16 protein-coding genes are annotated in these 19,601 nt (G+C 63.1%); 6 read left to right on the top strand and 10 right to left on the bottom strand.

What is annotated here, in order from left to right:
* Positions 1 to 152: 152 nt before the first annotated feature.
* The 5 genes from C4J88_RS17110 to C4J88_RS17090 form a co-directional block, all read right to left on the bottom strand.
* A complete protein-coding gene (locus C4J88_RS17110; protein WP_124367538.1) occupies positions 153 to 920 on the bottom strand; it encodes a FadR/GntR family transcriptional regulator in 768 nt (255 codons plus the stop codon).
* Positions 921 to 1,028: 108 nt separating this feature from the next.
* Positions 1,029 to 1,784, bottom strand: a complete 756-nt coding sequence (locus C4J88_RS17105) for an alpha/beta hydrolase (protein WP_124407634.1) — start codon at positions 1,782 to 1,784, stop codon at positions 1,029 to 1,031.
* Positions 1,785 to 1,892: 108 nt separating this feature from the next.
* Positions 1,893 to 3,305 carry an efflux transporter outer membrane subunit gene (locus C4J88_RS17100; protein ID WP_124407633.1) on the bottom strand — a complete coding sequence of 471 codons (1,413 nt, stop codon included), beginning with the start codon at positions 3,303 to 3,305 and terminating at the stop codon, positions 1,893 to 1,895.
* A complete protein-coding gene (locus C4J88_RS17095; RefSeq protein WP_124407632.1) occupies positions 3,298 to 5,271 on the bottom strand; it encodes a MacB family efflux pump subunit in 1,974 nt (657 codons plus the stop codon). Before C4J88_RS17095 ends, C4J88_RS17100 begins: the two co-directional genes overlap by 8 nt.
* A gap of 1 nt (position 5,272) precedes the next feature.
* Complete coding sequence (locus C4J88_RS17090; protein ID WP_124367534.1) at positions 5,273 to 6,442, bottom strand: efflux RND transporter periplasmic adaptor subunit; 1,170 nt, start codon at positions 6,440 to 6,442, stop codon at positions 5,273 to 5,275.
* A 256-nt stretch (positions 6,443 to 6,698) separates the two neighbouring features.
* Here C4J88_RS17090 and C4J88_RS17085 point away from each other — a divergent pair, with 256 nt between their 5' ends.
* The 5 genes from C4J88_RS17085 to C4J88_RS17060 all read left to right on the top strand — a co-directional run bounded on the left by C4J88_RS17085 (position 6,699) and on the right by C4J88_RS17060 (position 12,574).
* A complete protein-coding gene (locus C4J88_RS17085; RefSeq protein WP_124367533.1) occupies positions 6,699 to 7,181 on the top strand; it encodes a sigma-70 family RNA polymerase sigma factor in 483 nt (160 codons plus the stop codon).
* 120 nt (positions 7,182 to 7,301) lie between these two features.
* Positions 7,302 to 8,639, top strand: coding sequence for a lysine N(6)-hydroxylase/L-ornithine N(5)-oxygenase family protein (locus C4J88_RS17080; protein ID WP_124407631.1), 1,338 nt, complete (start codon positions 7,302 to 7,304; stop codon positions 8,637 to 8,639).
* Between the two features lie 188 nt (positions 8,640 to 8,827).
* On the top strand, positions 8,828 to 10,048 hold the full coding sequence (locus C4J88_RS17075) for a putative DNA modification/repair radical SAM protein (RefSeq protein WP_124371175.1): 1,221 nt from the start codon (positions 8,828 to 8,830) through the stop codon (positions 10,046 to 10,048).
* The gene (locus C4J88_RS17070; protein ID WP_124367530.1) at positions 10,045 to 10,878 is read left to right on the top strand and encodes a TIGR03915 family putative DNA repair protein; all 834 of its coding nucleotides are present in this window, start codon (positions 10,045 to 10,047) and stop codon (positions 10,876 to 10,878) included. Before C4J88_RS17075 ends, C4J88_RS17070 begins: the two co-directional genes overlap by 4 nt.
* An 805-nt stretch (positions 10,879 to 11,683) precedes the next feature.
* On the top strand, positions 11,684 to 12,574 hold the full coding sequence (locus C4J88_RS17060; RefSeq protein WP_124407630.1) for a GNAT family acetyltransferase: 891 nt from the start codon (positions 11,684 to 11,686) through the stop codon (positions 12,572 to 12,574).
* 129 nt (positions 12,575 to 12,703) lie between these two features.
* Here the strand turns inward: C4J88_RS17060 and C4J88_RS17055 are convergent, their stop codons facing one another.
* The 5 genes from C4J88_RS17055 to C4J88_RS17035 form a co-directional block, all read right to left on the bottom strand.
* Complete coding sequence (locus tag C4J88_RS17055) at positions 12,704 to 13,723, bottom strand: branched-chain amino acid aminotransferase (protein ID WP_124371172.1); 1,020 nt, start codon at positions 13,721 to 13,723, stop codon at positions 12,704 to 12,706.
* Positions 13,724 to 13,918: 195 nt separating this feature from the next.
* Entirely contained in the window at positions 13,919 to 15,298 is a 1,380-nt protein-coding gene (gene lpdA / locus C4J88_RS17050) for a dihydrolipoyl dehydrogenase (RefSeq protein ID WP_124407629.1), read from the bottom strand.
* Positions 15,299 to 15,302: 4 nt separating this feature from the next.
* On the bottom strand, positions 15,303 to 16,562 hold the full coding sequence (locus C4J88_RS17045; protein ID WP_124407628.1) for a dihydrolipoamide acetyltransferase family protein: 1,260 nt from the start codon (positions 16,560 to 16,562) through the stop codon (positions 15,303 to 15,305).
* Complete coding sequence (locus tag C4J88_RS17040) at positions 16,563 to 17,621, bottom strand: alpha-ketoacid dehydrogenase subunit beta (protein WP_124407627.1); 1,059 nt, start codon at positions 17,619 to 17,621, stop codon at positions 16,563 to 16,565.
* Between the two features lies 1 nt (position 17,622).
* Positions 17,623 to 18,858, bottom strand: coding sequence for a 3-methyl-2-oxobutanoate dehydrogenase (2-methylpropanoyl-transferring) subunit alpha (locus tag C4J88_RS17035; protein WP_124367525.1), 1,236 nt, complete (start codon positions 18,856 to 18,858; stop codon positions 17,623 to 17,625).
* Between the two features lie 194 nt (positions 18,859 to 19,052).
* Here C4J88_RS17035 and bkdR point away from each other — a divergent pair, with 194 nt between their 5' ends.
* On the top strand, positions 19,053 to 19,541 hold the full coding sequence (gene bkdR / locus C4J88_RS17030; protein WP_122489983.1) for a Bkd operon transcriptional regulator BkdR: 489 nt from the start codon (positions 19,053 to 19,055) through the stop codon (positions 19,539 to 19,541).
* Positions 19,542 to 19,601: the final 60 nt, after the last annotated feature.

Genomic DNA, 19,601 nt, shown 5'->3' with positions numbered 1-19,601 from the left:
TTTTTATTGAGGTGACGCGGGTCTATCGGTTGGAATGCAAACCCAATGTGGGAGGGGGCTTGCTCCCGATGACTGAGTGTCAGTCACTGCATCGGGTGGCTGATCCACCGCTATCGGGAGCAAGCCCCCTCCCACATTGGATTTGTGGTGGTTTAGGAGTGATCGAACTCCAGCAGGAAGTGCGGGCTGACTTGGCCTTCCAGTGCAGTCATGTGGTGTTCGGCATCGCACATGTGTTCATGCATCAAGCTGCGCACCGCGCTTTCATCCCCGGCGCGAAAGGCGATCAGCAATTGCTTGTGGTAGTCGAGGTTGGCCGCATCGAACTGCTTGCGCTTGGGCTTGTAGGCTTTTTTCAGCACCACCAGGTCGCGCAGCAGGTCGTTGAGGAACTGCGCCATGAAACCGAGCAGCGGGTTGGGGCAGGCCTTGGCCAGCAAGTTGTGAAATTCCAGTTCCGCCAGACGCTGTTCGCGCTGGCCGGCTTCGCTGTCTTCGGGGGCGCTGCAAAAGTCCACGTTGTCCTGCAAGGCCTGGTAGTCGCTCTCGCTCAAGCGCCCGAGCACCGACAGCGCCAGCTCCACTTCGATGACCTTGCGCAGTTGGTACACCTGCTCGCCGTCCAGGTGCTGGAAGTGCAGGTAGTTGCGCAGCGCGCGGCTGGCGGGTTCGGTGCCAGCCTGGTTCAGGTAGGCGCCGCCACTGGGGCCGGTGCGCGTGCTCACCAGGCCTTCGACTTCCAGCGCCTTGAGCGCTTCGCGGGCCGAGCCCTTGGAGCACTGGAAGCTTTCCATCAGCTCGCGTTCGGTGGGCAAGCGGTCGCCGGGCTTCAAGGCGTCGGTGACGATGGAGCGCTTGACCGACTCGACGATCACATCGGACAGCTTCTGGCGTTTGCGGCGTAGCGGACGGCTCAGCATGGTTTCGATTTATCGTATTAATGCGGATAAATAGCACTTAATAACGATCGGGCCGCAGCGTCAACGCAGGGTGTCGTTTCTGGCATCAACAGGTCGTAAACGTCAGGGTCAGTCCCAGCCGCCACGGTCCAGGCACCGTGTGTTCGTCGGTGGCTGTTTGCCGAAAACCAGAAAATCACCGAGCCAGCGGCTGACACAGCCGTCACCGCTGGCCTGGGCGGGTTCCTTGAGCAGCAGCAGCTCGACGCCGGCAGCCACCGGCTCGCCGCGCCCGGCGTTGACCAGCACCATGCGCGTGATGCGTTCGGGAAACAGCGTGGCATAGCGGTTGCCCAGTCGCGCCGCGTCGGCATTGCCGACGTAGTTGAGCTGGGCCTCGCCCAATTGCACACGGACATACTCCATATCCCGCGCCGCCTGTTCGACGGCGGTGGCCTGTTGCAGGTCGCGGGGGCTCAGTTCGATTACGTCGTAGCGGTCGACCAACGTGCGGTAAGCCTGGGTGGCATAAGACTCCCAGCGGCCAACGAGATGCAGGGCAAAGGTGGCGTTTTTAGCTGCACGCGGGTCGCCGGACTGGATAAATACCACGCCCTCACGGTTGAGCGGGTCGCGTGCGCCGACGCGTGTCACGCTCAGGCGCAGGCGGCCGCGGTCGGGTGCGGCATAGTCGCGGGGTACCGTCACTTGGCCGCATTGGGTGCGCGCGAGGACTTCTGGGTCGAGCCGTTCAAACGCCGGGAAGGGGCAATCCAGTAACCAGTCGATGGCGGTGGGCGTGATCAAGGGGTCGGCCAGGGCCAGGTGGGCGATCAGCCAGGCGCCGAGGCAAACCAGGCATTTTCCAACAACGCTGGGTTTCATTAAAAGGTCCTGGAAGAGCCGTGTGAAGGCGGCTTTTTTACCAAGGACCTTGGGTCTAATAATGTAAGGCGATTAAACGGTTTGTGTACGAAACTGGAGTTTCGTTTTTCAGTTGCCGCTGCTCCAGCCACCGCCCAGCGCTTTATACAACGCGATGCTGGCCTGCAAGCGCGACAGTCGCAGTTGCACGTTCAAGTCCTGGGCCGCGTACAAGGTGCGTTGGGTTTCCAGCACCGTGAGCAAATCCTCGGCACCGGCCTGGTAACGGCTTTCTGCGATCTGGAACGCGGTCTGTGCCTGTTGCAGCTCCTCGGCTTGCCATTGGCGTTGCTGGTCCAGGCGGGTGATGCTGCTGAGGGCTTTTTCCACGTCGGCAAAGCCGTTGATGATCGCCCCTCGGTAGGTGTGCAGCAGCTCATCCTGGCGCGCGCGGGCCTTGTCGCGTTCCGCGCTTAAACGACCGTTGTTGAAAATCGGGGCTACCAGGCCCGAGGTCAGGGTGTAGAACGGGCTGCGCAGGATGTCGTCGGCCCTGTACGCGCCCGAGCCCAGGGTCGCGCCCAGGGTAACGGCAGGCAACATCGCCGCACGGGCCACGCGCACGTCGGCACTCGCCGCCGCCAGTTGTGCCTCGGCCTGGGCCAGGTCGGGGCGCCGGCTCAATAACTGGCTCGGCACGCCGGGCCCGATGCTTGGCCAGGTCAGTACCTGGAACGCCTCGTTGCCCAGCGCCAGTGCCTGCACGGGCTGGCCGAGCAACGCGGCAAGGGTGATCCGCGAATCTTCGGCCAACTGCTTGATCAGCGGCAGTTGCCGTTGCTGGCTGGCCACCAGGCTTTTCTGTTGCGCCAGCTCCAGGGCTGTGGCGGAACCGGCGTCGTAGCGGGTTTGCACCAGCTTCAGCACATTGCGCGCATTCGCCAGGTTCAGCTCGGCGATCTGCAGGCGCTGGCGCGCGGCCAGGGTTTGCGCGTAGCGGTCAGCCACGTTGCTGAGCAGGGTCAGCTCGACGTTGGCCTGGTCGAACTGGCTGGCCTGCAGGCTCTGCAGTGCGCTGTCCCGTGCGGCGGCGCGGCCGCCCCAGAAGTCGAGTTCGTAGCTGGCCGTGAGGTTGGCGTCATAGCTGCTGACGGTTCTGTTGCTCTCGGTGGCGTTCAGGTCCGAGTTGCCGCTGCCGCGCAGCAGCTTTTCTCGGGTGGCGGTGAGGTTGAACTTGACCTCGGGCAGCAGCGGCGCGCCAGCAATCACCGCCGTGGCCTGCGCCTGGCGCACGCGGGCCATGGCGGCGGCAACGTCGAAACTGTCACGGCGGGCCTGGTCGATCAGGCGGTTGAGCGAGGGGCTGCCAAATTGCGTCCACCAGCGCTGGTTGGCGGCTTGGTTGGCCGCGCGCTCGGCGTATTGCCAGGCGGCGGGCGGCGCGATGCCGCTGTCGCCGGCGGGCGCATTACCCGCACACGCGTTGAGCAACAGGCACAGGCTGAGCAGCGCCAGCGGCGGTGCGAGGGGTCGTTTATTCACTGGTCAACGCCTTAACCGGATCGAGCCGGGCAGCTTTACGGGCCGGCATAAAGCCGAATACGACACCGGTGACCAGCGCGCAGCCAAAGGCGCCAAGCACCGCCATCAGGGAAAACTGCACCGCCACCTCGGCCAGTACCAGCACGCCGCCCACCAGCAAGGCCAGGCCGATCCCGAGCAGCCCGCCGACCACCGAGAGCATCACCGCCTCGGTGAGAAACTGGCGCAGGATGTCGCGCTGACGGGCACCGGTGGCCATGCGGATGCCGATCTCGCGGGTACGTTCGCGCACGGTCATCAGCATGATGTTCATCACGCCGATGCCGCCCACCAACAGGGAAATCGCCGCAATCGAACCGAGCATCAACGACAGTGTGTTGGCCGTGCGCGCCTCGGCCTGGATCATCGCGGCGTTGTTGGTCAGGTGGTAATCGTCCTTGCCCTGGTGCAGGCGATTGAGCAACTGGTCGATGGCCTGCTCGGCGGCGTTCACCCGGGTGGCGTCAGCGGCCGCAATCACCACGTACTCCGGGTTATAGCTGCCGAACAGGCGGATGCTGGCGGCGGAGTAGGGGATGGCAATGCGGTCGTCACTGTCTTTGTTGCCCGAGCTGGAGCCTTTTTCCTGGAGCACGCCCACCACCTGGAACGGCACGTTTTCGATCAGGATGTACTGGCCGATGGGGTTGACCAGGCCTTTGAACAGCTTGTCACGCACCCTTGCGCCGATCACCGCGACGGTGGCGGCGTTGCGTTCGTCGGCTTCGGTAAAGTAGCTGCCCTCGACCACCGGCCAGTTGAAGATGCTCGGAAACTGGGTGTCGTTGCCGCCGACATAGGCGATGTAGTCGATGTTGCCGAAACGCACGCCGGCTTCGGCGCCGTTGACCGGCATGATCCGTTTTACCTGGGGCAGGGTGGCCAGGGCGGCCACATCCTGGGGGGTGATGATGCCCAGGGGCGTGCGCGGGTTGGGCGACGAACCACTGACATACAGGATGTTCGAGCCGAACGCGCCCATCTGCGCCATGACCTGGCGTTTGCTGCCTTCCCCCACGGCCAGCATGACCACCACCGAAGCCACGCCAATAATGATTCCGAGCAAGGTCAGCGCGGTGCGAAAACGGTTGATCCACATCACGCGCCAGGCCGCTTGCAGTGCGTCGAGCAGTTCGGCCTTCCAGGCGCCGTTGTGTTCGGCGCCGTCGACCAGGCGCTGGCGCAGGTCCACGGCCTGCAGCGCAGTGCTGTCCGCTTCGGCAGGCACGCAGGCCTGGGCGCCGGCCGAGTCGCTGATGATCAGGCCGTCGCGAATCTCGATGATGCGGTTGGCCCGTGCGGCCACTTCGCGGTCATGGGTGATCAGGATGACCACATGGCCCTGGCTCGCCAGTTCGTCGAGCAGGCTCATCACTTCGGCGCCGCTGTGGCTGTCGAGGGCGCCGGTGGGTTCGTCGGCGAGGATGATATGCCCGCCGTTCATCAGCGCCCGTGCGATGGACACCCGCTGCTGCTGGCCGCCGGAGAGCTGGTGCGGACGGTTGCCGGTGCGGTCGGCCAGGCCCAGGCGGGTGAGCAGGGCGGTGGCGCGGGCGTGCCGTTCGCTGGCACTGATGCCGGCATAGATCGCCGGCATCTCGACGTTTTCCTGGGCCGATGCCGACGGGATCAAGTGGTAGCCCTGGAACACAAAGCCGAAGGCTTCGCGGCGCAGCCAGGCCAGTTCGTCGCTGCCCAGGTGGGCAACGTTTTCACCGGCGAACAGGTAGTCACCGTCGCTCGGACGGTCGAGGCAACCGAGGATATTCATCAATGTGGACTTGCCGGAGCCGGACGCGCCGACGATGGCGACGAACTCCCCGGCATGGATCGCCAGGTCGATGCCGCGCAGCACGTCGACCTGCGGGCTGTCGCCGCCGCCGTAGGATTTGCGGATGTGCTTGAGTTCGATCAGGGGCGTGGTCAATTCAACCCCCGCTGCTGTCGGCCGGGCCGATCAACAGGTGATCGCCTTCGCTGAGGCCGTCGAGCACCTGGACGCGCAGGCGGTCGCTGACACCCAGGCGCACCGTGCGCTGCTCGATGCTGCCGTTCTTCGCCACCACCCGGGCGATTTGCGTATCCGCGTTGGGCGTGCCCTGCAGCGCGGCGACCGGTACGGTGAGGGCGTCCTTGACCTGGTTTGCGACGAAAAACACTTGGGTGGTCATTTCCGCCATCAGCGCGTTATCGGCGTTGTCCACGTCCAGCAGCACCGTGTACAGCACCACGCGGCCGCTGCCACTTTTGCTGGCGCTGCTCGGGCTGCCGCTGCCCTGGGTTTCGTTCAAGGGTTTGGGCGGGATCGGCAGGATCTGGCGCACGGTGCTGGTCCAACGCCGGCTGCCGCCGCTCAAGGTGGTGAAGTACGCGCTCATACCGGGTTTGACGTGGCCGATATCCGCCTCGGAGACTTCGGCCCACACGGTCATCGGCGACAACCTGGCGATGCGCAGAATCAGCGGGGTTTGTTGTTGCGCGTTGAGCGTCTGGCCGACCCGCGCATCCACCGCGACCACGGTACCGGCCATCGGCGCATAGATACGCGTGTAACCCAGTTCCGCTTCGTCGCTGCGCAGGCTGGCCCGCGCCTGGCGGATCTGGGCCTGGAACATCTCGACCCGCGCCTGGGTCGCGCTCAGTTCGGCCCTGGCGGTTTGTACATCCTCTTCGCGCGTGGCGTTGCCGGCGCTCAAGCGCTGCTGGCGCTGGTACTTCTGGCGCGCCAATGCATGCTGGGCCTGTTGCTCCTGCAACTGCGCCTCAAGGTTTTCGATGGCGTAGCGGCTGGCATCGAGCTTGGCCTTTTGCGTCGAGGGGTCGATCTCTACCAGCAATTGGCCCTCCTTGACCTGGTCGCCGGCTTCGACGTGGATCTTCTGGATCTGCCCGGAAGCCTGGGCGCCCACATCCACATAACGCCGCGGTTGCAGGGTGCCCAGGGCCGTCACGCTGTTTTCGATATCGCCACGGGTGACGGTGACGGTGGCCAGGGTGTCGCGACCCGGCGCCAGGCCTTGCCAGGTGGCAAACGCAACGATGGGAATCAGGCACGCCACCACAAGCAGGGCGCGTCGGGCAGGTCGAGGGCGTTTCATGCGTAGGTTCCAGCCAGGAAAGATCGGGGCGCAGTCGCGCAGAGCTGACAGTTAAACGAAGAAAATGCCGGAGGATTTAGGCGGTTACACGCGCGGTTACAGCTCGCGCGGCGAAAAAAACCGGCCGTTGATGCGAGACTTCTTTAAAAGTAGATGAGAATTACTATAAATTGCACCTACTCAAACTGCCATCATCGATGGGCCTGTTCCTACACGGACTGGCATCGTTAGCACCACGGCCATGGGGCCAGGAGTCATGTTGGAAAACTACTATCGTGAGCTGGTGTGTTTCCTCAACGCCAAGCTGGGCAACCGTCAGGTGGCCGAGGATGTGGTGCATGACGCGTATGTGCGGGTGCTGGAGCGTTCCAGTGACACCCCGATCGAACAGCCGCGCGCGTTCCTGTATCGCACCGCGTTGAACCTGGTGATCGACGGCCATCGGCGCAACGCCCTGCGCCAGGTCGAACCGCTGGAGGTGCTGGACAACGAAGAACGCTTCGCCCCGTGTTCACCCCACGCCAGCCACGACCAGGGCCAGCGCCTGGAGCTGCTCGAGCGCGCCCTGGCCGAGCTGCCGGCGGCCTGTCGCGACAGTTTCCTGCTGCGCAAACTCGACGGCCTGTCCCATCTGCAAATCGCCGAGCGCCTGAGCATTTCGCGCAGCCTGGTGGAAAAGCACATCGTCAATGCCATGAAGCACTGCCGGTCACGCATGCGTGAGTGGGAAGCCCACTGAAGCGGCATTAGTTAAATTTTATTTCACTGTCCTCGTTTCCTATCAACACACGGCCTGTTGTGCAGGCCATGAAGGTATTCCCGCCCCAACCGCCAAGGGGCTTATCCAGAGGACACTGGAATGACACAGGCAATTGCTTCGCCCGCGGTTCACGACCTGATCGGTATCGGCTTCGGCCCTTCGAACCTGGCGCTGGCCATCGCCCTGCAGGAGCGTGAAAGGGCCCAGGGCAAACTGGACGTGCTGTTCCTCGACAAACAAGCCGACTACCGCTGGCACGGCAATACCCTGGTGACCCAGAGCGAACTGCAGATTTCCTTCCTCAAGGACCTCGTGACCCTGCGCAACCCCACCAGCCCGTATTCCTTCGTCAATTACCTGAAGGCCCACGACCGCCTGGTGGACTTTATCAACCTGGGCACGTTCTACCCGTGCCGCATGGAGTACAACGATTACCTGCGCTGGGTCGCCGGGCAATTCCAGGCCCAGGCCCGCTACGGCGAAGAAGTGCTGGCCATCGAGCCGATCCTGCACCAGCAGCAGGTGGAAGCGCTGCGCGTGATCTCCCGTGACGCCCAGGGTGAACAGCATGTGCGCACCACGCGCGCGGTGGTGGTCAGCGCCGGTGGCACGCCGCGTATTCCCGAAGCGTTCAAGGCGCTCAAGGGCGACAGCCGGGTGTTCCACCATTCCCAGTACCTGGAGCGCATGGCCAGCCAGCCCTGTGTCGACGGCAAGGCCATGCGCATCGCGGTGATCGGCGGCGGCCAGAGCGCGGCCGAAGCCTTTATCGACCTCAACGACAGCTTCCCCTCGGTGCAGGTCGACCTGATCCTGCGCGGCTCGGCGCTCAAACCCGCCGACGACAGCCCGTTCGTCAACGAAGTGTTTTCGCCGGCCTTTACCGACCTGGTGTTCCAGCAAGTCGGCGCCGAGCGTGAGCGGCTGGTTGCCGAGTACCAGAACACCAACTACTCGGTGGTGGACCTGGACCTGATCGAACGTATCTACGGCATTTTCTATCGGCAGAAAGTCTCCGGCATCGCACGCCAGGCGTTCCGCACCATGACCGTCGTCGAAAAGGCCAGCCCCGGCCCGCTCGGCATCGAACTGGTGCTGCGCAACAACGCCAGCGGCGAAACCAGCGTCGGCCACTACGACGCGGTGATCCTCGCCACCGGTTACGAGCGCCAGATGCACCGCGAACTGCTCGCGCCGCTGCACGCCTACATGGGCGACTTCGACGTGGCCCGCGACTACCGTATCGTCACCGATGAGCGCTGCAAGGCGGGTATCTATATCCAGGGATTCAGCCAGGCCAGCCATGGCTTGAGCGATACGTTGCTGTCGGTACTGCCGATTCGCGCGGATGAGATTGCGGCGTCGTTGTATGCGCTGGACCATCACCGTGGCAAGGCGCGTTCGGTGCAGGACGTGCTGTTGGCTACTGCCAGCTGACCTGTCCCTCTGTAGGAGCGAGCTTGCTCGCGAAGAACGCAAGAGCGCCGCGTTAATCCAGACAAGGCGCGTTATCGTTGACGTTCTTCGCGAGCAAGGGCTAGCCGCCCGCCTCGCTCCTACAGACGGCACTTGTGACTGGGGGTGGCTGCTGGTACTGTACAAAAAACCAGTATTGGTAGTTCTCCATGCAGTTGATCGAAAAACTCAGCATCCTCGCCGACGCCGCCAAGTACGACGCGTCATGCGCCAGCAGTGGCGCACCCAAGCGCAGCTCCGAAGGCAAGGCGGGGCTGGGTTCCACCGATGGCATGGGGATTTGCCACAGCTATACGCCAGACGGCCGTTGCGTGTCGCTGCTCAAGGTGTTGCTCACCAACTTCTGTCTCTACGACTGCCAGTATTGCGTCAACCGCCGTTCCAGCGATGTGCCCCGTGCGCGGTTCAGCCCGGAGGAGGTGGTCACCCTGACCCTGGACTTCTACAAGCGCAACTGCGTCAGCGGCCTGTTTCTCAGTTCCGGCATCATCCGTTCGGCCGACTACACCATGGAGCAATTGGTGCGGGTCGCCAGGCTGTTGCGCGAGGAGCATGACTTTCGCGGCTATATCCACCTCAAGACCATTCCCGAAGCCGACCCGGCGCTGATCGCCGAGGCCGGGCGTTATGCCGACCGCCTGAGCGTGAATATCGAACTGCCCACCGATGCCAGCCTGCAAACCCTGGCGCCGGAAAAGCAGATCGTCTCGATCAAGCAGGCCATGCAAACCATCTACACCGGTGAGCAGACCGTGCTCAACGAACCCCGCGCGCCGCGCTTCGCCCCGGCCGGGCAGAGCACGCAGATGATCGTCGGCGCCGACGACACCGACGACAGCACCATCCTGCACGGTGCCGAAGCCCTGTATGGCAATTACAAGCTGCGCCGCGTGTATTACTCGGCCTTCAGTCCCATCCCTAACAGCCCGAAAAGCGTGCCCTTGGCCGCGCCGCCACTGATGCGCGAGCATCGTTTGTACCAGGCCGATTTTCTATTGCGCAGCTACGGTTTCAGCGCCAACGAGCTGTTCGAAGGCCCCGGCCACCTGGCGTTGGATATCGACCCCAAGCTGGCCTGGGCCCTGGAACATCGCGAGGTGTTCCCTCTGGACCTGAACCGCGCCGAACCGACCTTGATCGCGCGCATCCCCGGCATTGGCCTGCGCACCACCCAGCGCCTGGTCGACCTGCGCCGCGAACGCAAGATCCGCTTCGAAGACCTGGCGCGCATGCGCTGCGTGCTGGCCAAGGCCAAGCCGTTTTTCATCACCAGCGATTACCACCCCCAACAAGCGGACACCACCAGCGTTTTGCTGCGCGAGCAGCTGCGTGATCGCCCGCAACCGCAACAGATGGGGTTGTGGGGATGATCAGCCTGGAATGCGACAACCTGTTCAGCACCTGGCGCGAACAGGCGCGCTGGCTGCTCAGCCATCAGGTCGACCCCAGCCAGGTGAGTTGGGGCGAAGCCGAGGTGGCGGATCTGTTTGCCACCGACGAGCCGATTCCGCCTGGGCCTGGCCCGTTCCAGGCGCGCATTCCCAAGGTATTGCTGCACTTGCTGGAGTCGGCCGCCTGCTACCACGGCGACCAGCGCTGGAGTTTGCTGTACGAGGTGTTGTGGCGGGTCAGCCATGGCGATCGCACGGCGATGCTTGCCGGTGACAAGTTGGGCAGCGAGTTGCAGCGACGCATCAAGCAGGTCAGTCGTGAAGCCCACCACTTGCACGCATTTGTACGGTTTATCGCATTGCCGCCGGGGGCAGGGCCGGAGCTGCCGGAGTACGTGGCCTGGCACGAACCGGCCCACGATATTCTGCACAGCGCCAGCCAGCATTTTGTCGGGCGCATGGGCCGGCATCGCTGGATGATCGCAACGCCCCTGGACGGGGTGTATTACGACGGCGAGCAATTGATTCACCAACGCCAGTGCCCCGAGGCTTGGCAGCAACTGGCGCAGAATGTCGAGGATCCGCACAGCGCCATGTGGTTGACCTACTACAGCCACATCTTCAACCCGGCGCGGTTGAACCCCAAGGTGATGGAAGGACATTTGCCGAGCCGGTTCTGGAAGAACCTGCCGGAGGGCAAGTTGATTCCGGGGCTTATCAGCGAGGCGCGTACGGGCAAGCAGAAAGATGGGCAGGCCAAGCTGGTTGGCGCCAAGCCCGGCAAACGTATTTCAAGTGGGCACGGTTAGAAAATGTGGGAGGGGGCTTGCCCTGATGCCAGTAAGTCAAGGCGACACCGAACCTGTGGCGAGGGAGCTTGCTCCCGCTGGACTGCGCAGCAGTCCTATTGTTTGGGGCCGCTTCGCGCCCCAGCGGGAGCAAGCTCCCTCGCCACAAGTTAGTTCTCGCTCCTGCTACTTCTTAACTGACTGGCATTAGAGCTTGCCCCCGATGGCCATAGGTATCTACACGATTTTGTAGCAGCAGCCTACGGTAACCACAATGCGAAGCGAGCCGCTCTTGCTTTTGCTTTTGCTTTTGATCTTAGGCGCCCCGTTAAACCACGCTGGCCGGAATTCGACAGTGATTTGGGGGGTAAACCGGCAGGGATGCCGGTTTAGCCGCCCCGCGCCATGGATGGCGCGTGGCGGCGGCCCCCCAAATCACTGTCGGATTACGGGCACACCGAGCCTAGGCGAGGTGCCGAGTGGTGGGGCAAGAGCGTTTTGCTTACTTTTGCGCTTTTCAAAAGTGAGACGCCGTAAGGGCGGAACCCATAGCAGCCGTTACCGCAGCAACGGATATGTACTCGCTCTGATCCAACATCCTGGTCGGCTGTCAGGCCGCCATCGGGGGCAAGTCGAATCGTCGCACCGCCCCTCCCACATTTGGATCGCGCGGCATCAGGCAGATAGCTATAGGCCGCCAGGCCGCCACGGGAGCAAGCTCCCTCGCCACAGGTTCGGTGTCGCCTTAACTGACTGGCGTTAGGGCACCGCCCCTCCCACATTGGTATTGTGGTGTTTGTTATAGCGCCGTCAGCCAGGAGCAAGCATGTCTACCGTCGTTCGTAGTGCCCAAGCCTCAGATGCCGAAGGCATCAGCCAAGTCATCCTCGCCGCCTTGCACGGCAGCAATGCACGGGATTACCCGGCGGATGTGATCGCTCGCGTGGCGAGCAATTTCACACCCGAGGCGGTTTTGGAACTGCTCAAGCGTCGTGTGGTGCTGGTGGCGGTAAAAGCCGATGTGATCGTCGCCACGGCGGCGCTGGACGCCAATGTGGTGCGCTCGGTATTCGTCAACCCAGCGCTGCAAGGGCAGGGCATTGGCCGGCTGCTGATGATCGAGATCGAACTGCGCGCCCGTGAAGCCGGGGTCAGCGTGTTGAGTGTGCCGTCTTCGCTGACCGCCGAGCCGTTCTATAGCAAGCTGGGTTTTCATACCGTGCGCGATGTCTACCACGGCAACGAGCGCACGCTGGTCATGGAAAAGGCGCTGCTGTCTCGGCACCCCATCGGCCCGTATCGCGACCGCCAGCACCGTGCGCAGGTGGTTGCCTTATGGCAGGAAGCGTTCGGCTATGACACCGCGCATAACCTGCCGACCCTGGCGATCGATAAGAAGCTGGCGGTCAATGACGGGTTGTTTTTTGTCGCCACCGATAAAAAAACCGTGATCGGCACGATCCTCGCCGGGTACGACGGCCATCGTGGCTGGCTGTATTCGGTGGCGGTGCACGCCGACTATCGTCGCCACGGCCTGGGATCATCGTTGGTGCGTCACGCGGAACAGGCGTTGACGGCGCTGGGTTGCATGAAGATCAACCTGCAGATCACCAGCGGCAATGATGCGGTAGCGGGGTTTTACGAGGCGTTGGGGTATGGGGTGGAACAGAGGATCAGCATGGGCAAGAAGATTGCCAGTAACATCCCCCAATCTTGAAAATACCGGGAATCAAAATGTGGGAGGGGGCTTGCTCCCGATAGCAATGTGTCAGTCACCGAAGATGTTGACTGATACACCGCCATCGGGAGCAAGCCCCCTCCCACATTGGGTTTTGCGTTGTGGCCATTAGACCTTGACGATCCAACCTGCTGGCGCTTCAACGTCACCGGTCTGCACGCCCGTCAGCTCTTTGTAGAGCTTCTGGGTAACCGGGCCCACTTCGGTCTCGCTGTGGAATACATGCAGTTTACCGTTGTACTGGATGCCTCCGATCGGCGAGATCACCGCAGCGGTGCCGCAGGCGCCGGCTTCCTTGAATTGGTCCAGCTTGTCGATGAACACTTCGCCCTCGACCACGGTAAGGCCCAGGCGGCTCTGGGCCAGTTCGATCAGCGACAGGCGGGTGATGCCTGGCAGTACCGAAGGCGACTTCGGCGTGATGAACTGGTTGTCATGGGTGATGCCGAAAAAGTTGGCCGAGCCGACTTCTTCGATTTTCGAATGGGTCATCGGGTCCAGGTAGATCGCGTCGGCGAAGCCGGATTTTTTCGCTTCCGAACCTGGCATCAGGCTGGCGGCATAGTTACCGCCGACTTTCGCGGCACCGGTGCCCTGTGGCGCGGCGCGGTCGAACGTGGAGATCTGGAAGTTGTGGGGCACCAGGCCGCCTTTGAAATAGGCGCCGACCGGGATGCAGAACACCGAGAAGATGAACTCCGGCGCGCTGCGCACACCGATGTTGTCACCGGTGCCGATCACGAAGGGGCGCAGGTACAGCGCGCCGCCGCTGCCGTAAGGCGGGATGAAGCGCTCGTTAGCCTTGACCACTTGTTTGCAGGCATCGATGAACGCATCGGTCGTCACATGCGGCATCAGCAGGCGGGCACAGCTGCGCTGCATGCGCGCGGCGTTCTGGTCCGGACGGAACAGGTTGATCGAGCCGTCCTTGCAGCGGTAGGCCTTGAGGCCTTCAAAGCACTGTTGGCCGTAGTGTAGCGCGGTGGAGCCTTCGCTGATGTGCAGCACGTTGTCGTCGGTCAGGGTGCCGTCTTGCCATTCGCCGTTTTTCCAGACCTGGAGAAACCGCTTGTCGGTCTTGATGTAGTCAAAACCCAGCGTGTCCCAATTGATGCTCTCGTTACCCATGACACCCTCTATCTTGGTCAAGTCGGATTTTTTCTGGATGGGCGCAACAATACTTCATTCGCGGGCCCGTTCGCATCCCCTGTATCTGCAAGCTTGTTGTGGCGAGGGAGCTTGCTCCCGTTCGACTGCGCAGCAGTCGCCGGCTTTTGGGGGCGCTTCGCACCCCAGCGGGAGCAAGCTCCCTCGCCACAAGAGCTATAGATGCAACGCGTGGCCCAGGGCGCGCAGCGCCGCTTCCTGTACGGCTTCACCCAGCGTCGGATGGGCATGGATGGTGCCGGCCACATCTTCCAGGCGCGCGCCCATTTCCAGGCTCAGGCCAAACGCTGTGGACAGCTCGGACACGCCAGCGCCCACCGCCTGCCAGCCGACAATCAGGTGATTGTCACGCCGCGCCACCACCCGCACGAAACCGGTGTTCGACTCCAGGGTCATGGCCCGGCCGTTGGCGGCGAAGGGGAAGCTCGACACGATGCACTCCACACCGGCCGCCTTGGCTTCGTCAGGCGTCTTGCCGACCACCACCAGTTCCGGGTCGGTAAAGCATACGGCCGGGATCGCCGCCGGGTTGAATTCGCGGGATTTGCCACTGATCAGTTCGGCAACCATTTCGCCCTGGGCCATGGCGCGGTGCGCCAGCATTGGCTCGCCGCTCAGGTCGCCGATAGCCCAGACGTTGCGCATGCTGGTCTGGCAACGGCTGTCGATCTTGATCGCCGCGCCGTTCATCGCCAGGTTCAGCGCTTCGAGGTTCCAGCCCTGGGTGTTGGGTTTGCGACCCACGGCCACCAGCACCTGGTCGGTCTCCAGCGCCAGCGTGTCGCCATTAGGGTCGCGCACCTGCAGGCGGTTGTCGGTAAACCCAGTGACGGCGTGCTGGAGGTACAGCTTGATGCCCAGTCGTTTGAGCGACTCGCCGACCGGTTGGGTCAGCTCGGCGTCATAGGCCGGCAGGATGCGCTCCTGGGCCTCGACCACACTGACCTCGGCCCCGAGCTTGCGGTAGGCAATCCCCAGCTCCAGGCCGATATAACCGCCGCCCACCACGATCAGCCGCTTCGGCACACGGGTCGGTGCCAGGGCTTCGGTGGACGAAATGACCGGCCCGCCCAGCGGCAGCATCGGCAGCTCGACGCTTTTCGAACCGGTGGCCAGCAGCAGGTGTTCGCACTGAATGCGCTGGTCGCCCACGTCGACCGTCTTGCCGTCCACCACCTTGGCCCAACCGTGAACCACCTGCACCTTGTGTTTTTTCAGCAGCGCGGCGACGCCGGTGGTCAGGCGGTCGACGATACCGTCTTTCCATTCCACGCTTTTGCGGATGTCCAGGGTGGGCACATCCATTTCGATGCCCAGGGGCGAGCCCTGGCTGTGGTGAACGCTTTGCTGGAACTGTTCGGCCACGTGGATCAAGGCTTTGGACGGAATGCAGCCGATGTTCAGGCAGGTACCGCCCAGCGCCTGGCCTTCCACCAAAATGGTCGGGATGCCCAGCTGGCCGGCGCGAATCGCGGCCACATAACCGCCCGGGCCGCCGCCGATAATCAGCAGGGTGGTGTGTAATGTCTGAGTCATGCCCTTACTCCAGGAACAGGCTGGCGGGTTGTTCGAGCAGGCCCCGAATGGCCTGGATGAATTGCGCCGCGTCCATGCCATCGACCACGCGGTGATCGAACGAGCTGGAGAGGTTCATCATCTTGCGCACCACGATCTGGCCCTTGATCACCATGGGCCGCTCGACGATGCGGTTGACGCCGACGATGGCGACTTCCGGCAGGTTCAGTACCGGCGTGCTGACAATCCCGCCCAGCGCGCCGAGGCTGGTCAGGGTGATAGTCGAGCCCGACAGCTCGTCGCGGCTGGCCTTGCCAGTGCGCGCAGCCGTGGCCAAGCGTGCGATTTCTTCGGCATTGCCCCACAGGCTGCGGGCTTCGGCGTGGCGCACCACCGGCACCATCAGGCCAACGTCGCTCTGGGTGGCGACGCCCACATGCACCGCACCGAGGCGGGTGATGACCTGGGCTTCGTCGTCGTAGCGCGCGTTGATCTGGGGGAAATCGCGCAGTGCCACCACCATGGCGCGCACGATGAACGGCAACAGGGTCAGCTTGCCGCGGGTGGCGCCGTGTTTTTCATTGAGGTGCACGCGCAGCTCGTCCAGCGCCGTGACGTCGATTTCTTCCACATAGCTGAAATGCGCAGCGCGGCGGGTGGCGTCCTGCATGCGCTGGGCGATCTTGCGGCGCATGCCGATCACCGGAATCTGGTGCTCGTCGTTGCGTTCGGCGTAGGGGTTGGCCGCTGTCGCGGTGTTGCTCGTGCCTTGCTGAAGGTAGGCGTCGAGGTCTTCATGCAGAATCCGCCCGGCCGGGCCTGTGCCCTGTACCAGGCGCAACGCAATACCCGCATCCAGCGCACGCTTGCGCACGGCGGGAGAAGCCAGCGGGCGGTCAGCCGCATCGCGGGCCACGGGGGCTTGAGGTTTGGTGGCGACAGGCGCGGGCTTGGCTTCAACCGGTGCCGGTTTGCTCTCCACCACCGGCGCGGCTTTTTCTACCGGTGCGGCCACGGCTGGCGCTTCCCTGGCGTTACCCGCGCCTTCCACCTCAATGCTGATCAAAATACTGCCCACCGCCATGACTTCACCCGGCTCGCCGCCGAGGGAAATCACCTTGCCGTGGACCGGCGAGGGAATATCCACCATCGCCTTGTCGGTCATCACATCCGCCAGCACCTGGTCTTCGACGACCATGTCGCCGACCTTGACATGCCACTGCGACAGTTCAACTTCCGCGATGCCTTCGCCAATGTCCGGCATCTTGATTACGTGCGTGCCCATTCAGACCTCCATGACCCGTTTCAACGCCGCGCCCACTCGGGACGGGCCTGGGAAATACGCCCACTCCTGCGCGTGCGGGTAGGGGGTGTCCCAGCCGGTGACGCGCTCGATCGGCGCTTCCAGGTGGTGGAAGCAATGTTCCTGCACCAGCGCCACCAGCTCGGCGCCAAATCCGCAGGTGCGCGTGGCTTCGTGCACCACGACGCAACGGCCGGTCTTTTTCACCGAGTTGACGATGGTTTCCAGGTCCAGCGGCCACAGGCTGCGCAGGTCGATGACTTCGGCGTCGATGCCGGTTTCTTCGGCGGCGACTTGCGACACGTACACGGTGGTGCCGTAGGTCAGCACGGTCACGGCCGAACCCGGACGCACGATGGCGGCCACGTCCAGCGGCACGGTGTAGTAACCGTCCGGCACTTGCGCTTGCGGGTGTTTCGACCACGGCGTCACCGGGCGGTCGTGGTGGCCATCGAACGGGCCGTTATACAGGCGCTTGGGTTCAAGGAAGATCACCGGGTCATCGTTTTCGATGGAGGCGATCAGCAGGCCCTTGGCGTCGTAAGGGTTGGACGGCATCACCGTGCGCAGGCCGCAGACCTGGGTGAACACCGCTTCGATACTCTGGCTGTGGGTCTGGCCGCCGTAGATGCCGCCGCCGCACGGCATGCGCATGGTCAAGGGCGCGGTGAACTGACCGGCCGAGCGATAACGCAGACGCGCGGCCTCGGAGATGATCTGGTCGGTGGCGGGGTAGACGTAGTCGGCGAACTGGATTTCCGCGATCGGGCGCAGGCCGTAGGCGCCCATGCCCACCGCCACGCCGATGATGCCGCTTTCGGAAATCGGCGCGTCGAATACCCGTGAGCTGCCGTACTTGGTCTGCAGGCCTTCGGTGCAACGGAACACGCCGCCGAAGTAACCGACGTCCTGGCCGAACACCACCACGTTGTCGTCACGTTCAAGCATCACATCCATGGCCGAGCGCAGGGCCTGGATCATGGTCATGGTGGTGGTGGTCATGGCGGTTTCCAGTTCGATGCTGTTGTTGTGATCGTTCATGTCAGACCCCCAGCTCTTGACGCTGGCGCTTCAAGTGCTCCGGCATCTCTTTATAAACGTCTTCGAACATGGTCGCGGCGCTTGGAATCTGGCCGCCGGCGAGGGTGCCGTACTGTTCGGCCTGTTTTTGCGCGGCGATCACTTCGGCTTCAAGTTCGGCGCTGACTGCCGCGTGCTCCTCTTCGGACCACTGGCCAATCCGGATCAGGTGCTGCTTGAGACGGGCAATCGGGTCGCCCAGGGGGAAGTGGCTCCAGTCATCGGCAGGGCGGTACTTGGACGGATCATCCGAGGTCGAGTGCGGGCCGGCGCGGTAAGTGACCCACTCGATCAGGCTCGGCCCCAGGTTACGGCGCGCACGCTCGGCGGCCCAGGCAGACGCGGCGTACACCGCGATAAAGTCGTTGCCGTCGACCCGCAGGGAAGCGATGCCGCAACCCACGCCGCGTCCGGCGAAGGTAGTGGCTTCACCACCGGCGATGGCCTGGAAGGTCGAGATGGCCCATTGGTTATTCACCACGTTGAGGATCACCGGGGCGCGGTAGACGTGGGCGAAGGTGAGGGCGGTGTGGAAGTCCGATTCTGCGGTGGCGCCGTCGCCGATCCAGGCCGAGGCGATCTTGGTATCGCCCTTGATCGCCGAGGCCATGCCCCAGCCCACGCCCTGTACGAACTGGGTGGCGAGGTTGCCGGAAATGGTGAAGAAGCCGGCGTCCCTGACCGAGTACATGATCGGCAACTGGCGGCCCTTGAGCGGGTCGCGCTCGTTGGACAGCAATTGGCAGATCAGGTCGACCAGCGGCACGTCGCGGGCCATCAGAATGCTTTGCTGGCGGTAGGTGGGGAAGCACATGTCGTCGATGTTCAAGGCCAGGGCCTGGGCGCTGCCAATGGCTTCTTCGCCTAGGCTCTGCATGTAGAACGACATTTTTTTCTGGCGCTGGGCGACCACCATGCGGTTGTCGAAGATGCGCGTCTTGAGCATCGCGCGCATGCCTTTGCGCATGATGTCGGCGCTGACACCCTCGGCCCACGGGCCCAAGGCCTGGCCCTGGTCGTCGAGCACGCGGATCAGGCCCTTGGCCAGGTCGGCGGTGTCGGCCGGCTCTACATCGATGGCGGGTTTGCGCACCAGGCCGGCGTCGGTCAGGCGCAGGTAGGTGAAGTCGGTCTTGCAGCCTGGACGGCCCGAGGGTTCAGGGACGTGCAGGCGCAGCGGTTCGTACGGCTGGGTCATGGCTTCTACGCTCGATCTTGTGAATTTCTTGTAGTGGGCGCGCTAGCTGACAGTCAGTCTTCGGGTAGAAGAAATCTTGTCCTACAACAATCATAGGCGTGGCGTAGAAGAATATTTATCTGTGTTTCGTTGCGCTCAGGATCATTTGCGGATAAAAAATCTGCATAAACATAATAAACAGGTGATTTTGTCTCATGCGCAAACTGGACCGTACCGATATCGGCATTCTCAACGCCCTGCAGGAGAACGCGCGCATCACCAACGCCGACCTGGCCCGCTCGGTCAACCTGTCGCCCACGCCGTGCTTCAACCGGGTCAAGGCGATGGAGGAGTTGGGCCTGATTCGCGAGCAGGTGACGCTGCTGGACGCCGACCTGCTGGGATTGCATGTGAATGTGTTCATCCATGTGAGCCTGGAAAAGCAGAATGAACTGGCGTTGCAGCAGTTCGAAGGGGCGATCTCCGACCGGCCGGAAGTGATGGAGTGTTACCTGATGGCCGGCGACCCGGATTATCTGATCCGGGTGCTGGTGCCGACGATCCAGGCCCTGGAGCGCTTCATGATGGACTTTCTGACCAAGGTGCCGGGGGTGGCGAACATCCGTTCCAGCTTTGCCTTGAAGCAAGTGCGCTACAAAACCGCACTGCCACTGCCAGCCAACGGCATCAGCCTAGGTACCTGACTCAACACGGAACAAAATGTGGGAGGGGGCTTGCTCCCGATGGCGGTGTGACAGTCAACT

Source organism: Pseudomonas sp. R4-39-08 (assembly GCF_003852275.1).
Lineage (GTDB): Bacteria > Pseudomonadota > Gammaproteobacteria > Pseudomonadales > Pseudomonadaceae > Aquipseudomonas.
The sequence above is the reverse complement of the archived record's forward strand: the minus strand, read 5'-3'. Positions and strand labels throughout refer to the sequence as shown.

What these genes read in the sequence shown, in the direction of transcription:
- C4J88_RS17075 (WP_124371175.1), top strand. Translation starts at nt 8,828, where the DNA reads ATGCAGTTGATCGAAAAACTCAGCATCCTCGCCGACGCCGCCAAGTAC.
- C4J88_RS17110 (WP_124367538.1), bottom strand. Translation starts at nt 920, where the DNA reads ATGCTGAGCCGTCCGCTACGCCGCAAACGCCAGAAGCTGTCCGATGTG.
- C4J88_RS17070 (WP_124367530.1), top strand. Translation starts at nt 10,045, where the DNA reads ATGATCAGCCTGGAATGCGACAACCTGTTCAGCACCTGGCGCGAACAG.
- bkdR (WP_122489983.1), top strand. Translation starts at nt 19,053, where the DNA reads ATGCGCAAACTGGACCGTACCGATATCGGCATTCTCAACGCCCTGCAG.
- C4J88_RS17090 (WP_124367534.1), bottom strand. Translation starts at nt 6,442, where the DNA reads ATGAAACGCCCTCGACCTGCCCGACGCGCCCTGCTTGTGGTGGCGTGC.
- C4J88_RS17055 (WP_124371172.1), bottom strand. Translation starts at nt 13,723, where the DNA reads ATGGGTAACGAGAGCATCAATTGGGACACGCTGGGTTTTGACTACATC.
- C4J88_RS17035 (WP_124367525.1), bottom strand. Translation starts at nt 18,858, where the DNA reads ATGACCCAGCCGTACGAACCGCTGCGCCTGCACGTCCCTGAACCCTCG.
- C4J88_RS17085 (WP_124367533.1), top strand. Translation starts at nt 6,699, where the DNA reads ATGTTGGAAAACTACTATCGTGAGCTGGTGTGTTTCCTCAACGCCAAG.
- C4J88_RS17040 (WP_124407627.1), bottom strand. Translation starts at nt 17,621, where the DNA reads ATGAACGATCACAACAACAGCATCGAACTGGAAACCGCCATGACCACC.
- C4J88_RS17060 (WP_124407630.1), top strand. Translation starts at nt 11,684, where the DNA reads ATGTCTACCGTCGTTCGTAGTGCCCAAGCCTCAGATGCCGAAGGCATC.
- C4J88_RS17105 (WP_124407634.1), bottom strand. Translation starts at nt 1,784, where the DNA reads ATGAAACCCAGCGTTGTTGGAAAATGCCTGGTTTGCCTCGGCGCCTGG.
- C4J88_RS17080 (WP_124407631.1), top strand. Translation starts at nt 7,302, where the DNA reads ATGACACAGGCAATTGCTTCGCCCGCGGTTCACGACCTGATCGGTATC.
- C4J88_RS17045 (WP_124407628.1), bottom strand. Translation starts at nt 16,562, where the DNA reads ATGGGCACGCACGTAATCAAGATGCCGGACATTGGCGAAGGCATCGCG.
- lpdA (WP_124407629.1), bottom strand. Translation starts at nt 15,298, where the DNA reads ATGACTCAGACATTACACACCACCCTGCTGATTATCGGCGGCGGCCCG.